General features: G+C 64.9%; 16 protein-coding genes and 2 tRNA genes. 10 read left to right on the top strand and 8 right to left on the bottom strand.

From position 1 onward, the window contains the following. Positions 1–67: 67 nt before the first annotated feature. From Q4G50_RS12925 to msrB, 5 genes are all read left to right on the top strand, one after another. Positions 68–139: transfer RNA gene (locus Q4G50_RS12925), tRNA-Val, on the top strand. Positions 140–162: 23 nt separating this feature from the next. Next, positions 163–238: transfer RNA gene (locus Q4G50_RS12920), tRNA-Gly, on the top strand. 54 nt (positions 239–292) lie between these two features. Continuing rightward, entirely contained in the window at positions 293–823 is a 531-nt protein-coding gene (locus Q4G50_RS12915) for a dihydrofolate reductase family protein (RefSeq protein ID WP_303378059.1), read from the top strand. A 4-nt stretch (positions 824–827) separates the two neighbouring features. Then, positions 828–2,087, top strand: coding sequence for a glycosyltransferase family 87 protein (locus tag Q4G50_RS12910; RefSeq protein ID WP_368660630.1), 1,260 nt, complete (start codon positions 828–830; stop codon positions 2,085–2,087). Continuing rightward, positions 2,038–2,445, top strand: a complete 408-nt coding sequence (gene msrB / locus Q4G50_RS12905) for a peptide-methionine (R)-S-oxide reductase MsrB (RefSeq protein ID WP_303378058.1) — start codon at positions 2,038–2,040, stop codon at positions 2,443–2,445. Before Q4G50_RS12910 ends, msrB begins: the two co-directional genes overlap by 50 nt. A 1-nt stretch (position 2,446) precedes the next feature. Here the strand turns inward: msrB and Q4G50_RS12900 are convergent, their stop codons facing one another. Both Q4G50_RS12900 and hemQ read right to left on the bottom strand, forming a co-directional pair. Further along, entirely contained in the window at positions 2,447–3,424 is a 978-nt protein-coding gene (locus tag Q4G50_RS12900; protein ID WP_303378057.1) for a hypothetical protein, read from the bottom strand. Between the two features lie 177 nt (positions 3,425–3,601). Next, entirely contained in the window at positions 3,602–4,270 is a 669-nt protein-coding gene (hemQ, locus tag Q4G50_RS12895; protein ID WP_303378061.1) for a hydrogen peroxide-dependent heme synthase, read from the bottom strand. 158 nt (positions 4,271–4,428) lie between these two features. Here hemQ and Q4G50_RS12890 point away from each other — a divergent pair, with 158 nt between their 5' ends. Both Q4G50_RS12890 and Q4G50_RS12885 read left to right on the top strand, forming a co-directional pair. Further along, positions 4,429–5,064 (top strand): DUF3000 domain-containing protein, encoded by a 636-nt coding sequence (locus Q4G50_RS12890; protein ID WP_303378056.1) that lies wholly within the window; start codon positions 4,429–4,431, stop codon positions 5,062–5,064. A 23-nt stretch (positions 5,065–5,087) separates the two neighbouring features. Next, on the top strand, positions 5,088–6,290 hold the full coding sequence (locus Q4G50_RS12885; RefSeq protein WP_303378055.1) for an HRDC domain-containing protein: 1,203 nt from the start codon (positions 5,088–5,090) through the stop codon (positions 6,288–6,290). On the opposite strand, the gene dxs is transcribed toward Q4G50_RS12885, so the two are convergent. From dxs to dut, 4 genes are all read right to left on the bottom strand, one after another. After that, positions 6,287–8,185, bottom strand: a complete 1,899-nt coding sequence (gene dxs / locus Q4G50_RS12880; RefSeq protein ID WP_303378054.1) for a 1-deoxy-D-xylulose-5-phosphate synthase — start codon at positions 8,183–8,185, stop codon at positions 6,287–6,289. The two genes, Q4G50_RS12885 and dxs, sit on opposite strands and share 4 nt — an antisense overlap. A 67-nt stretch (positions 8,186–8,252) precedes the next feature. Beyond that, positions 8,253–9,416: a class I SAM-dependent RNA methyltransferase gene (locus Q4G50_RS12875; RefSeq protein ID WP_303378053.1), complete on the bottom strand. Its 1,164-nt coding sequence runs from the start codon at positions 9,414–9,416 to the stop codon at positions 8,253–8,255. Next, positions 9,413–10,177 carry a DUF3710 domain-containing protein gene (locus Q4G50_RS12870; protein WP_303378052.1) on the bottom strand — a complete coding sequence of 255 codons (765 nt, stop codon included), beginning with the start codon at positions 10,175–10,177 and terminating at the stop codon, positions 9,413–9,415. The genes Q4G50_RS12875 and Q4G50_RS12870 overlap by 4 nt, the downstream gene beginning before the upstream one ends. 47 nt (positions 10,178–10,224) lie before the next feature. Next, complete coding sequence (dut, locus tag Q4G50_RS12865; protein ID WP_303378060.1) at positions 10,225–10,671, bottom strand: dUTP diphosphatase; 447 nt, start codon at positions 10,669–10,671, stop codon at positions 10,225–10,227. Positions 10,672–10,716: 45 nt separating this feature from the next. On the opposite strand from dut, the gene Q4G50_RS12860 reads away from it, so the two are divergent. Further along, positions 10,717–11,241 (top strand): DUF3093 domain-containing protein, encoded by a 525-nt coding sequence (locus Q4G50_RS12860; protein WP_303378051.1) that lies wholly within the window; start codon positions 10,717–10,719, stop codon positions 11,239–11,241. Between the two features lie 685 nt (positions 11,242–11,926). Here Q4G50_RS12860 and Q4G50_RS12855 read toward each other — a convergent pair. Together Q4G50_RS12855 and Q4G50_RS12850 are read right to left on the bottom strand one after the other, a co-directional pair. Then, positions 11,927–12,220, bottom strand: coding sequence for a DUF4193 domain-containing protein (locus Q4G50_RS12855; protein WP_303378050.1), 294 nt, complete (start codon positions 12,218–12,220; stop codon positions 11,927–11,929). Between the two features lie 114 nt (positions 12,221–12,334). Then, positions 12,335–13,189: an inositol monophosphatase family protein gene (locus Q4G50_RS12850; RefSeq protein ID WP_303378049.1), complete on the bottom strand. Its 855-nt coding sequence runs from the start codon at positions 13,187–13,189 to the stop codon at positions 12,335–12,337. Positions 13,190–13,226: 37 nt separating this feature from the next. Between Q4G50_RS12850 and ppgK the strand changes: the two genes are divergently transcribed. Together ppgK and Q4G50_RS12840 are read left to right on the top strand one after the other, a co-directional pair. Next, a complete protein-coding gene (gene ppgK / locus Q4G50_RS12845) occupies positions 13,227–13,979 on the top strand; it encodes a polyphosphate--glucose phosphotransferase (protein WP_303378048.1) in 753 nt (250 codons plus the stop codon). Positions 13,980–14,140: 161 nt separating this feature from the next. Further along, on the top strand, positions 14,141–14,695 hold a 555-nt coding region (locus tag Q4G50_RS12840), incomplete at its 3' end, for a sigma-70 factor domain-containing protein (protein WP_303378047.1).

Raw genomic sequence — 14,695 nt, 5'->3', positions numbered from 1 at the left:
GTGAGGCAACGGTCTGCAAAACCGTGCACACGGGTTCGATTCCCGTTTCCACCTCTAGTTAGATCCTGCGCGATTAGCTCAGCGGGAGAGCGCTTCCCTGACACGGAAGAGGTCACTGGTTCAATCCCAGTATCGCGCACAGAGACCCACAAGGTCTCGTTTGCGGATGTAGCGCAGTTGGTAGCGCATCACCTTGCCAAGGTGAGGGTCGCGAGTTCGAGTCTCGTCATCCGCTCCACTACTTCAAGGGTCGGTCCACCAGGACCGGCCCTTGTCCTTTTAGTCTGGGAACATGCTCGCAGACATCATCGGCCCCGTCACCGACCAACCCGAGGTCCGCGCCATTGCGGTTACCTCGCTGACCGGCTCGCTCACCCTGGATGGCGTCTCCGGGGGCCTGGGCAATGACCTCGACCGCGAGTTGCTCCTCGCCCTGCGCGATTGGGCCGATGTGGTCGTGGTCGGGGCCGCGACAGTCCGCGCCGAAGGGTACACCGGCGCGCGCGCCAAAGAGGTCGCCGTGGTGACCCGCTCGGGAGATGTCCCACTTCCCGGGGCCCTCCACCTCACCCCCTCCTCCCCCGCCGAGCTCATGGCATCACTCCGCGGTTACCGCCGCATCCTCGTCGAAGGCGGCCCGCAGATCTACACGATGCTTTTCGACGCCCACCTCATCGACATCCTCCACCTCACGGTGGCTCCGGTGCTTGTCGGCGACGTCGATAAGCATCTCGTGAATGCGGGCCAGCACCGCCTCCACCTGGAACACCACGCGGCGACCGCCGACGGTACCCTTTTCCTGCGTTACCGTGCGGTACGGTGATCGCGTGAATGTGACGAGCCTGTGGGTCTCCCGGACCCCACTGACCGAGCCCACCGAACGCCCGCTCACCCGGATCGACCTCATCGGTCGGGTCGTTGCCTGGCCGCTGGCGGTCATTCTCGTCCTGCACCGTATCTTCATCCTCGCCCTCAACGGCTCCGTCACCGATGACTTCACCACCGTGTACTCCGCGGTGCAGCGCTCGCTCGACGGGGTGCCCGTCTACAACGAGATCTACCACCACGTTGACCCGCACTATCTCTATAACCCGGGTGCCACGCTGCTACTCAGCCCGCTGGGGTGGCTCAGTGACCATGATTCGGCGCGCACGGCGTTCATCAGCGTCAACGCGCTGGCGATTATCGCCGCGCTGGGCATCCTGACGAAGATGTTCGGCCATTCCTTACGCGGGGTGATCTGGCCGGGAGCCATCGCCCTGGCATTTCTCACCGAAGCCGTGCGCAACACGCTCATCTTCTCCAACATCAACGGCCTGCTGCTGCTCGCGCTCGTCGGCTACCTCTGGCTGCTGCTTTCCGGGCGCAGCTGGTTAGCGGGGATAGTGATTGGCCTGGCGATCCTCATCAAACCGCAGTTTGCGCCGCTACTCTTCCTCCCGGCCGTCAAGCTCGACTGGCGTGCCGTCGCCGGGGGCTTGACCGTCCCCGCGGTCTTCAACCTGGTGGCCTGGCCGATCGTGCCCGGGGCCGCCGATTACCTCACCACCCTCGTGCCCTATCTTTCCGAGGTCCGCGACTACGCCAACTCCTCGCTAGCCGGAGCCGCCATCTACTTCGGTATGCCGTCGCTTCTGGAAAGCGCTCTCTGGCTGCTGTTCGCCGTTATCGTCGGCGTCGGCGTCATTGTGCTGCTGCGCTGGCGTTACACCGATCCCCTGCTCTGGGCCACGACCACCACCGGGCTGCTCATGGCCGGCGTGTTCTTCCTGTCCTCCCTGGGGCAGATGTACTACTCAATGATGATCTTCCCCATGATCTTCACCGTCCTCCAGAAAACCAGCGTGTTCCACACCTTCACCGCCTGGGTCGCCGCCTTCCTCTTCCTCACGCCCGAATCATTCAGCTCCTGGCGTGAAATTGACCTCACCCGCTGGCTGGACTTCTTCCACCCCACCATCGGCTGGGGATTGCTCCTCGTAGTCACCACCACCTGCGCCCTCATGTGGTGGCGAACGGAATCTGTAGACTTTCCGCATGACCGACTTCAAGCTGATCAGCGACGACGAGTGGCGCCAGCGTCTTAGCCCCGAGGAGTTCTACGTTCTCCGTCAGGCTGGCACCGAACCGCCCCACGTCGGCGAATACACCAATACCACCACCGAGGGCATCTACGCCTGCCGCGCCTGCGGGACCGAATTATTCCGCTCCGCCGAGAAGTTCGAGTCCCATTGCGGGTGGCCCTCCTTCTTCTCCCCCCTGGCGGAGGACCGGATCATCGAGCGCCGCGACACCTCCCACGGCATGGTCCGCGTGGAGGTGCTGTGCGCCGCCTGCGAATCCCACCTCGGCCATGTCTTCGAGGGCGAAGGTTATGACACCCCCACTGACCTCCGCTACTGCATCAACTCGATCTCAATGACGCTGCAGCCGACGCAGGAGTAACTCACCCCCGCCACGCGACCTCGCCCTCCAGCACCCACAGGTGCTCCGGGTAGGCCAGCGCATTCGTCGCCCGCGGCCGGTAGAATTCCTCGATGATCTCGGCGGCGACACCGTTGTCTAGATCCGCATCCGTCAGCCGGATGACGAACAGGCCGTTGCGCAGGTACTCCTTTGTCTGCCTGTACTCTTTGTCTGCTGCGCCCGGGTTCAGGGTGTACTTCTCCTTGCCGTCGTACTCGACGATGAGGCTGAGGTCCGGGAAGAAGAAATCCACCCGCCCGATCTTCACCCGCCGACGGGAGTAGACCACCACCTGCTGCAGGGGCGGGGTGATCCCCAGCTCCCACAGAATCACCTTGAGGGAGGACTCCTGGGGGCTCTCAGAGCTTCCCGTCGCCAGCAACGCTGCCCGGCGGATCTGGTCGATGCCCTCCACCTGCGTCAGTTCCATCACCCGCCGGTCGACGTCCTCCAGGGTAAACAACCCGGCAGCGAGGCCATGGTCGAGGCAGCGGACAGCGTCCTCCAGCGTCGCCCACCGCGCTAGATCCAGGCACGTCGTCAGCACGTCGCTGACCTGCACCGAACCGAATTCGGTGTCCACCGTTTCCTGGTTCCGGCTGTGTGCGCCCGCCAACGACCGGTGCTGCAGGTGCTCCGTCCTTAATGCCCTCCCCCGCGGCTTAGCGATCTCCACCCGCCGCGCATCCCGAAGGTGCGGTGGGTCCACGACGGGCAGTCCGTGGATGAGCGCTGCGCTTCTGCCGACCACCACCCCGTTTTCCACGCGGTCGGCATGCGCGGCCACCCGGGCCAGCGACTGTTCCTCGCTGTCCAGATCATCGTATGCCTGCGTCTCGACAAGATACCCCGGTGCGATCCGGACGTACTCTGCCCTCGCTGCCGCCCTGTGCAGCCGTTTTCTCTCTGCCCCAGACACGCGGCGCGTACTGATGACAGGCCCCCCGACCTTGTTCATGGCCGCAGTATGGCAGACCCAGCAACGGGCCGCGCCCCGAGCGGGACCGGTTTGTCCCTGAAGTGATGCAACCCCCACCTGCGCCCGAGAAATCTCCAGGTCACGTGTGACGCATGGGGCGTCACGGTGGGGGTTGCATCACCTCAGGGACACCGACCTCAGAGGTCGAGCCTCACCTTAAGGCAGCATGGCCGCGATCTCACCGATATCGGCGACACGACGGCCGGAGAAGAACGGGGTCTCCTCGCGCACATGCAGGCGCGCATCGGTGTAGCGCATCTTGTGCATGAGGTCGACGATGCGGTGCAGGGCCGGGCCCTCGAAGGCGAGCATCCACTCGTAATCACCGAGCGCGAAGGCCGGGACAGTGTTGGCGCGCACATCGGGGAAATCGCGGGCGGCCTGTCCATGCTCCGAGAGGATACGGCGACGCTCTTTCGGGTCGAGCAGGTACCACTCGTAGGAGCGGACGAAGGGGTAGACGGTGATCCAGGCCTCGGCCTCCTCACCCATGATGAAGGACGGCAGGTGCGAGCGGTTGAACTCGGCCGGGCGGTGCAGGCCAGTGCCGATCCAGGTGGACTCCAGCAGTTGGCCCAGCACGGTGGTGCGACGGAAGCCCTGGTAGGCGGCCTGCAGGTCCTCGAATTCCTCGGCGTGCCACCAGATCATCAGGTCAGCTTCGGCGTTGATACCGGAGACATCGTAGATGCCGCGGACGACGACCTTCCCCTCGGAGGTCAGCTGGTCGAAGAAGGCGCGGGCCTCGGTGATGATGTCATCGCGCTCGGTGCCCAGGGCGCCGGGGATGGCCCGGAAGGTGACGAACTGGGTGTAGCGCTGCATGCTGTTGAGCTCGTCGAAGTTCAGTTTGCTCACAAAATCCTCTTTCTCCGATGGGAAGGCGGTGCTTTGCCATCCATCATAAGTTGGATGCCCCAGCCTAGGGCAACCCACGGCGCGCCTGCCACCCCACGGCCCCGCGACGTGGTTAGTTTGATCACGTGTTCACCTCAGATGCCCCCGATGCCCCGACGCCGCTCAACCGCGCGACCGCCGACAACGGCAACGGCGCGGCCACCGAAGATTCGGGCACCCCGGCCGCTTTCACGCAGGCCGTAGAGTCATTGCATGCGGCCACTCTCCGCGATGAGATCACGTTGGGCACGATCCGCCCGCCGCAGCGCCTGGCACCGTTTTCCCACGCGATCGGCTTAGAGGTGGAGCGCACGTGGGATGAGGCGGAGACCGAGGGTGATGCTTTCGGGCGTTTGATCCTCCTCCACGATCCCGGTGCTGAGGAAGCGTGGGAGGGCGCGATGCGTCTGGTGGCCTACATTCAGGCGGATATGGACCATGAGGTGGCGTCTGATCCGCTGCTCCCGGATGTCGCGTGGGAGTGGTTGACGGAAGGGTTGGCCAGTACGGGCGCGGATCACACCAACCTCGGGGGCACGGTCACGGCCACGGCCTCCGTGCGTTTCGGGGAGATCGGTGGCCCGCCGCGCGCGCACCAGTTGGAGATGCGCGCCTCCTGGACCGCCTCCGACCTTGATCTCGGCCCGCATGTCGTGGCGTTTTCCCGCGTGCTGGCTAATGTGGCGGGTCTCCCCCCGGAGGGTGTCGCTCGTCTGGGCTAGACCTGGTTTATGCTGGGTGAACGATGACTGATATGACGACTCCCCGCGAGGGCATTCCTCGCGTGCTGGCGACGCCTGCCGATTTCTCGGCAGCGGCGTCGGTGTTGTCGTCCGGCCAGGGGCCTTTGGCGATCGATACGGAGCGGGCCTCGGGTTTCCGGTATGACGATCGCGCTTTTCTCGTGCAGATCCGTCGGCGCGGGGTGGGAACTTTGTTGCTCGATCCAGAGGGCTCGCGCCCGGAATTTACGCGCGCGTTGGCCCCGGTGCTCAATGGGCAGGATTGGATCATCCACGCGGCGGCCTCCGATCTGCCGTCATTGGCCTGGTTGGGGCTCTACCCGGGTTCGCTTTTTGACACTGAACTCGCCGGCCGACTGGCGGGGTTCGATCATGTCAATCTCGCCGCGATGATTGACCTGCTTTTCGACGTCCACCTCGCCAAAGGCCATGGCGCCGAGGATTGGTCGCAACGTCCCCTGCCGCAGAACTGGTTAGCGTACGCGGCCCTTGATGTGGAGCTGCTGCTGGAACTGGGTGACACGATGGCGGAGATCCTGGATGCGCAGGGCAAGCTAGATTGGGCGGGTCAGGAGTTTGAGTACATTCGCACCACCCACGCCGGGCTCACAGGCCCCGCGGAGACGACCTGGCGTGATTTGAAGGGTGTGTCTTCGTTGACGCACCCGGAGCAGCTGGCGGTGGCGCGGGAGTTGTGGATGGCCCGCGAGGCGATCGCCGTCGCCGATGATCGCGCGGTGTCCCGGATCCTGCCGACGAAGGTGCTCATCGAGATCGCCCGCACCCTCCCCCGCACCGGCCGCGAGTTGGCGCGCGTGAAGGGTTTCCCGGCCCGCCGCCGTTCGGCGGTGCGGTTCTGGGGCGAGGTCATCGAACGCGCCACCGGCTCCGACCCGCGGACCTGGCCGAAGCGGGAACGCCCGCCCCGCGGCCTACCCTCGCGTCAGGCGTGGGCCAACGAGTACCCAGAATCTTTCGAACGCTTGACGACGGCGCGTACCCTCCTCGAGGAGCTTTCCGCCGAGCTGGCGATCCCCACCGAAAACATCCTCAAGCCCGCCACCTTGCGGTCGGTGGCGTGGGCGGCCACGGCCGGGCGTGAGGTCCGTTCCCCGCTTGAGGTACCGGATCTCTTGCGTGCGCATGAGGCCCGGGACTGGCAGGTCGAATTAACCGCCCCGATCCTCACCGAGACGCTGTTCTAGGCGTCTTCGGCTACCAGGCCCTGCATCCAGCCTTCGATCGCGTTCAGGATGCCATCGTGGTCGAGTCCGACGTCGGCGAGCAGCTCCGCGCGGGAGGAATGCATCGGGAACATCGACGGGAAGCCGAGGCGACGCAGGGGGGTGTCAACTTCTGCTGCGGAGAGGGCTTCGTCGATAAGCGAGCCGATGCCGCCGCGGATGATGCCGTCCTCGATGACCACGACGAGATCGTGGTCATCGGCTAAACCGACCAGCGAGCCAGCGACCGGCACGATCCAGCGCGGGTCAACGACCGTGACGTTGACGCCGCGCTCCTCCAGCGCCGCCGCCACCCCCAGGGCCACTTCCGCGAAAGAACCGACGGCCACCAACAGCACATCCAGTCCCTCGGACGCGTCATCAGAATAGTGGAGGATGTCCACCCCGTCGGCGGTCTGCATGAGTGCCGGGATTTCCTCGGGCAGCGCCCCCTTGGGGTAACGGATGACGGTGGGGCCGTCATTGACGTCGAGGCAGGCGTCGAAAAGCTCGGTCAGTTGTGCGCCATCGCGCGGTGCCGCCACCCGGATACCGGGAACAATGCTGGTCAGGGCCATATCCCACACGCCATTATGGGAGGCGCCGTCGGGGCCGGTGACCCCGGAGCGGTCGAGGACGAAGGTCACGGGCAGGCTCAGGAGCGCGACGTCCATGAGCATCTGGTCGAAGGCGCGGTTGAGGAACGTCGAGTAGATCGCCACCACCGGGTGCTTGCCTGCCAACGCCAGACCGGCGGCCGAGGACACCGCATGCTGCTCCGCGATACCGACGTCGAAAAAGCGCTCCGGGAACGCCTCCGCGAAAGGCGCCAGACCGGTGGGGCCGGCCATGGCGGCAGTGATGGCGACGATATCCTCGCGACGCTCCGCCGCCTCCAACACCGAGGAGGTAAACACCGAGGTCCAGTCCGGTTTCGCCTGGCTCAGCGCAGCGCCGGTGACCGGATCAATGATGCCGGTGGCGTGCATCTGATCCGCGACGTCATTGACCGCCGGGGCGTAGCCGTGCCCCTTCTCCGTGATGGCGTGGACGATGATGGGGCCCTCGTAGGTGCGGGCGTACTCCAGCGCATGAAGCAGGGATTTCAGGTCATGGCCCTTGACCGGGCCGACGTATTTCATCCCCAGCTCGGGGAACATCTCGGTGGGGATTATCTGCGATTTCACACCCTCCTTAAAGGAGGCCAACGCCTCAAAAGTCCGCTCCCCGACCCAACCCATGGATTTCAGGGTCTTCTTGCCGTGCTCCATGATCTCGTCATAGGAGCGCTCCATCCGCAGGCGGGCAAGGTTCTCGGCGAAGCCGCCGATGGTCGGCGAATAGGAACGGCCGTTGTCATTGACCACGATGACCACATTGCGATCCTTGCCGGAGGCGATGTTGTTCAGCGCCTCCCAGCACATGCCTCCGGTCAGCGCGCCATCACCCACAACGGCGACGACGTGCCGATTCTCACCGGACATCTCGAAGGCCTTCGCCATACCGTCCGCCACCGACAGCGCCGCGGAGGCATGGGAGGACTCTGTCCAATCATGTTCGGATTCGCCGCGGGCGGTGTATCCCGAAATGCCCCCCTTCTGCCGCAGGGTGTCGAACTGATCGGCACGACCGGTGAGGATCTTATGCACATAAGACTGGTGGGAGGTGTCGAAAACGATGGGATCATGCGGCGAATCAAAAACCTTGTGCAGCGCGATACTCAGCTCCACGACACCGAGGTTCGGCCCAAGGTGGCCGCCAGTCGCGGACACCTTCTCCACGAGCAGCTGCCGGATCTCCTCCGCGAGCTGCTCCAGCTGCTCCAGCTTGAGGCCCTTGAGGTCGGCGGGCGACGACAGTCCACTGAGAATACCCATCGTTTACTGTTCGACTCCTTTAAACAACCTTGTTCGACCGGTTCCGACCATCCTACCCGCCGCCAATTCAGCGGGACAGTTCCGCCATGACCTCGAAATGGTGCGTTCCGGGGAACGCATTCAACACGGCCAGGCGCGTGATGCGGTAACCGGCATCGCCCCAGGCAGCGACATCGCGGGAGAACGTCGCCGGATCACATCCGACGTGGATGACCCGTTCCGGGTTTTGCTTTGCGACGCCCGCCACCACCGCATCCCCCGCGCCCGTCCGAGGCGGATCCAACACGACAACACGCGGCGCCGGCAACCCACCGATCGCCTTCTCGACGGCAGTGTTGTGCCACTCCACCCGCTTAAAGTCCTGGCTACGGGCCGATGTCGAGTAATCGACGGAATGGATGACGGCGTTGTCGCCGAGGGCGTCGATAAGCGCGGGAACGAAGAGCCCGACACCGCCGTACAGATCCCAGCCGACACCCTCGCCGGCGGGAAGATCCGCCAACCAGGCGCGCACGAGCCCCGTATACGCATCAGCGGCCTTGATGTGCGCCTGCCAGAAACCCGTCGCCGGGAACTGGAAAGTATGTCCGTCAGCGTGCTCGGTGACGGTGCCGGAACCCTCCAGCACCTTCTCCACCTTTTCCACCCGACGCGCACGCGGCGCCTTGCGCGTCTCCACCACGTGCCGCTGGCCTGCGGAATCGAGGACGGCAACCACCTCTGAACCCGGGGTGTAGGTGCGGTCGAGCAGACCGTCGATAAGCTCCGGGACGACCTGGGTACACGCGATCGGGATGATCTCGTGCCCACCGAGAGCGCGGAAACCCGCGCGCCCCTGCTTATCGACACCCAAGCGCACCCGACTACGCCACCCCCGCACCGGCTCCAGCGGATGCAGCTCAGGACGCGGCGGATTGTCCACCCGGCCCAGACGAGCCAGCTGATTGAGCAAAATATCGGCCTTGAGCTGGGTTTCCGCGGCCGGATCCAGATCACCGAAATCACAACAGCCCGCACCAGCGGCAGCCGCCGGACAGGCCTGCTCCACCCGCAGTGGACCAGCCTTAATGACCTGCGTAACCTGTGCGCGAGCAAAACGCTTCTTCTCCTGCGTCAACTCCACCGCAACCACATCGCCCGGGTAGGCGCCGCGCACGAAAACGACCCGCCCGTCCAGCTCAGCGATACCTTCCCCGCCGTGCGCCATCCGGGTGATCGTCAATTCAGTCACTTATCGTCCTGCGGGATCTCGGGGCTGTCATCGGCCGGCACCTCATCGACCTGCTGCTGCTCCACCTGCGCAGGCTGCTGGGCGCGCTCCTGCATCGCCTGCTGCACCTGCGCCACCAGCTGCTTCGGCAACACCACCGGCAGAGAGCTCCCCGCCAGAATCGGGTCATCGCCGCGATAGACGAAGGTACGGGCGGTGATCTCGCGGGTGAGATCACGTAACTCATCCGCACGATCCAGCGGAGCCGTGGCCGTCATCCGCAGCATCCATCGCGGACCCTCCACACCGACAATCCGGATCCGGCCATGCTCACCCTGCCCGATAACCTCCGGACCCCACGGACCCTGATCCAGCTCAGTGTCCAGGCCGTCGCCGATCATGCCCTGCGTGATCTGCTCCGCGGACTCCGCCCACTGACCGGCGGAGTTCGGGGCGGCGAAGGCCACCGGGGTGATACGACCGAACTCGGTGACAATATGCACCATCTTCGGCCCTTGCTCCCCCATCTCCACCTGCACCTGAGAACGCTTCGGTAGCGGGATACGCATCGAGCCCAAATCCAGGATGCCCAGCGAGAAATCGGAGAAATCAAACTCCTCGATGTTGACCGTATCCCCATCGAAGGGGCCGGTGTCACCGTCCACGGTGGTTTCCTGCGCCTGCGCGCTGCCCGGGACCTCCGGAGTGGGATCCTCGTATGTGGACTCAGCGCCGTCTGCGCCAGCGTCGTCCTGCTTCTTACCGAATGGCCACATCGCCATGCCTCATCGTCTCCTCAAAAATTCGTTGCCGCCCACTGTACTAGTGGCTAGTTCACGCCGGTGGAACCGTGACCCCCCTCGCCACGCTCCGTGACATCGAGATCCGCGACCTCCTCAAAATCCACCAACTCCACCCGCTGGACCACCAACTGCGCGATCCGCATCCCCCGGGTGATCTCAATCGGCGTCACCGGATCCAGGTTGATGAGACTGACCTTGATCTCCCCGCGATAATCCGCATCCACCGTCCCCGGCGCATTAACAATGCTCAAACCCTGCTTCGCCGCCAGACCCGAACGCGGATGGATCAACCCCACCGTACCCAGAGGCAGAGCCAGCGCGATCCCCGTACCCACCAGCTGCCGCTGGCCGGGGCCAAGAATCACATCCTCAGTGCTGTAGAGATCGACGCCAGCATCACCCCGGTGGGCACGATGCGGCAACGGCAGGTCCGGGTCCAGTCGCTTAATACGGACCGGGCTGAATTCACTCATATACGTCACAGGCCCCAATCTACTCATGCGTTAGAGTGGTAAATCGTGAGTGACACCGGTTCTGCTTCTACCCCCTCCCCCCGCACGCTCTACCGCGAGCGCCAATGGGTGCCCCTCTACTGGTGGGCCCTGGCCGCATTCCTGGTGGTCCTGACCGCACTGCAGCTCTATCAGAACCGCACCATCTGGTGGCTTATCGTCCCCCTCATCCTGCTCAGCGCCATCGCCACATGGATCCTGCTCAGCTGGTCCTCCACCGTCATCACCGTGGAACAAGACCCCGACGGCACCCGCTGGCTCTCCGCCAAATCCGCGAACCTGCCTCACACCATCGTGTCCCGCTCCCTCGCCGTGCCCGCCACCGCGAAACGAAACGCCATGGGCCGACAACTCGACCCCGCCGCCTTCGTCATCTCCCACGGCTGGATCCACGAAATGGTCATGCTGGTTCTCAACGATCCCGAAGACCCCACCCCCTACTGGCTCGTCAGCACCCGTCACCCGGAAGAGCTGCTCACCGCCTTCCTTCCCGAACAGACCGACGTCTCCCTCGCGCACCTGGAGAAGTAGCCGGGCGCGGGCCGTGCTGGGCTGCGGGGCCTCGTTCTGCGCCTTGCTCTGCGCAACGTCAGACGGACCGCCTACCTTAGGTTCGAAGTTCCGGACCTACCGGCCCCGGGGTGTCTGACGTTTAGCAGACGGCCCCCGGGTTCTGCGCAACGCCAGACACGCCCCCTGCCTTAGGTCCGTTGTCCCGGACCTACCGACCCTGGGGTGTCTGACATTTAGCAGACGGCCCCCGGGTTCTGCGCAACGCCAGACACGCCCCCTGTCTTAGGTCCGACGCCCCGGACCTACCAGCCTTGGGGTGTCTGACGTTTGGCAGACGGCCCCCGGGTTTTGCGCAACGTCAGACACCCACCCTCCCTTAGGCCCGACGCCCCGGACCTACCGACCCTGGGGTGTCTGACATTTAGCAGACGGCCCCCGGGTTCTGCGCAACGCCAGACACGCCCCCTGTCTTAGGTCCGACGCCCCGGACCTACCAGCCTTGGGGTGTCTGACGTTTGGCAGACGGCCCCCGGGTTTTGCGCAACGTCAGACACCCACCCTCCCTTAGGCCCGACGCCCCGGACCTACCGACCCTGGGGTGTCTGACGTTCGGCAGACGGCCCCCAACAAGCCCCAACGCCCCGCCTCAATAATCACCGAAGGCCCCACGGAGTCACTCCGCGGGGCCCGGTGAACGACAGCTCTAGGCGCAGTCCAGGCAGATCTCGGAACCGTCGTCTTCGGTGAAGGCGACGCGGTTGCGGCGCTGGACGAGGAAGCACTCGGCGCAGGTGAATTCGTCGGCCTGCTTCGGCACGACGGTGACGTTGAGTTCCTCCCCGGAAAGGTCAACGGCCGGCAGGTCGAAGGGCTCTACGATGTCGCCGTCGTCATCGATACCGGGGCTCTGGCTTTCAGCGGCCTTGAGTCCTTCGAGGGAATCGGTCTCGAGCTCGTCCTCTACCCGGCGGCGGGGGGCATCGTAGTCAGTCGCCATGGCTCGTCCATCCTTCACGTTTGGATCGGCCGGGGTTGCGGCCGATGTGCGTAGTGTCGAGGCGCATATTAAGCGACAATTGCGTCCGTGTCATACTCCCTGGCCATCGGCGTGTTATCGGCCTTGTAACGGAGCCATGATCCCGGTTTCCGCGGCGAGGTTTTCCCAGGCGGCGGACAACTGACCTGCGGCGACGGAGACGGGCTGACCGGAGGAACCGGGCGTCGATAAGCGGGGGGTGTGGGCGATTGCCCCCGCTTCGCGGGCGATGAGTGCGCCGGCTGCGAAGTCCCAGCAGTGCAGTCCGTGTTCGTAGAAGGCGTCGACGGTGCCTTCGGCGACGCGGCAGAAGTCGAGGGCGGCGGCGCCCATGCGGCGGATGTCGCGGACCTGGGGCAGGATGCCCGCGAGCAGTGCAGCTTGTTGGGCGCGCCAGGCGGATGAGTAGGAGAAACCGGTGGCGACCAGGGCCAATGCGGGGTCACTGACGTCGTTGCAGCGCAGTTGCACCCGCTCGCCCTCGCGTTCGACGAAGGAGCCGGCGCCGAGGGTGGCGGAGTAGACGTGGTCGCGGGGGGCGTTGACGACACAGCCTGCCACCACCTCCCCGTCGATGGCGGCGGCGATGGAGACGGCGTATTCGGGCAGGCCGTAGAGGAAGTTGACGGTGCCGTCGATGGGGTCGACGATCCAGGACACCCCACTGGTAGAGCCCCGTTCGCTGCCTTCTTCGCCGATGATGCCGTCATCGGGGCGCAGGGTGAGCAGGCGGTCGGCGATGAAGTCCTCGGCGAAGGTGTCGACGATGGTGACGGGGTCGACGGCGGAGGATTTGGTGGTGGCGAAGGAGCGGATGTCACCGCCCGCCTGAGCTGCGAGTTCGGCACGCTTTTCGCGGATGCGGGCGGCGGCGTCGCGGGCAACGGTGACGGCGATGTCGGTGAGCTGATGGGGATCGTGGGAAGCCATGGGCCCCATTGTGCCCGCTGTTTGTATGCTGGGCGCCATGAGCAATATCGGCTTCGGCATTGACATCGGCGGCTCGGGAATCAAGGGCGCGCGCGTGAATTTGGACGATGGTGAGTTCGTCGGCGACCGCATCAAGATCAAGACCCCGAAGCCAGCGACGCCGGAGGCAGTGGCTGCGACGGCGGCGGAGATCGTGAAGGTCGCGGAGTGGAATGGCCCGGTCGGTCTGACGATGCCGTCGGTGATCAAGGGGCAGATTGCGCGGACGGCTGCGAATATCGATGAGTCGTGGATCGGCACGGATGTGCATGAGCTTTTCGCCCGGCATCTCGGGGAGCGCGAGATTTCGGTGCTTAACGACGCCGACGCCGCCGGCATCGCCGAGGTCGCTTTCGGCGATCCCCGTTCGCGGCAGGGTTCCGCCCTGTTTCTTACTTTCGGTACCGGTATCGGTTCCGCCCTGCTTGTCGACGGCCGCGTCTTCCCCAACACCGAACTCGGACACCTCATCCTGGACGGGGTGGAGGCGGAGCGGCGGGCGTCGTCGGCGGCGAAGGACCGCGATGAGTTGAGCTTCAAGAAGTGGTCGAAGCGGGTGACGAAGGTGCTGCGCGAGTACGAGCGTCTGCTTAACCCGGGGGCTTTCATCGTGGGTGGCGGGATTTCCCGGGAGCATGAGAAGTGGGTGCCGCTGCTTGACGTGGAGGCCCCGGTTTTCCCGGCGCAACTGCGTAATCGGGCGGGCATTGTCGGCGCGGCGATGGCGGTGGCGGCACACGTTGCACCCTAAGGTGGTTGAACCGGCCCGGAATGTTTGATCTATACTGGGCGGTTGATTACGACGACGGAGCTTTTGCTCCCTCGCATGAGTGCAGGCCCCCGGGGGTCGTTTGACTACCCCGCTACGGGGCCGGACACATTTTCTTGAGTAGGCAAGGCGAAAGGGCGTACGTGGCAGCCACGGATTCTTCTGACAACACTGCGGTCGAGACGACCGCAGACACTCCTGTGAAGAAGGCCGCCAAGAAGGTGGCGAAGAAGACGGCCAGGAAGGTCGCGAAGAAGACGGCGCGCAAGGCCGCAAAGAAGACCACCCGCAAGGTGGCTAAGAAGGCTGCGAAGAAGACGGCGCGCAAGGCCACCCAGCCGGCTGAGGCGGAGGCCCCGGAGACTGAGGGTCTGGAAGAGGAGCTCGACGACGACGTGGAGCCCGATGAGCCCGATTTCGATGCCGCCACCCTCGAGGAGGATGAGCTCGGCGACGAGCCCGCCGAGGAGGAGGAAGAGGAAGAGGAGGACACCGGCGCCTCCGTCTGGGATGAGGACGAATCTGCCGCACTGCGTCAGGCCCGCAAGGACGCTGAGCTCACTGCTTCCGCTGACTCGGTCCGGGCCTACCTCAAACAGATCGGCAAGGTCGCCCTCCTCAACGCTGAGCAGGAGGTGTCCCTGGCCAAGCGCATCGAGGCCGGCCTCTACGCCACCTACCGCATGGAGCAGATGGAG

It is taken from the genome of Corynebacterium sp. (genome assembly GCF_030538285.1).
GTDB lineage: Bacteria > Actinomycetota > Actinomycetes > Mycobacteriales > Mycobacteriaceae > Corynebacterium.
This window is presented reverse-complemented; position numbering and strand designations above follow the sequence as displayed.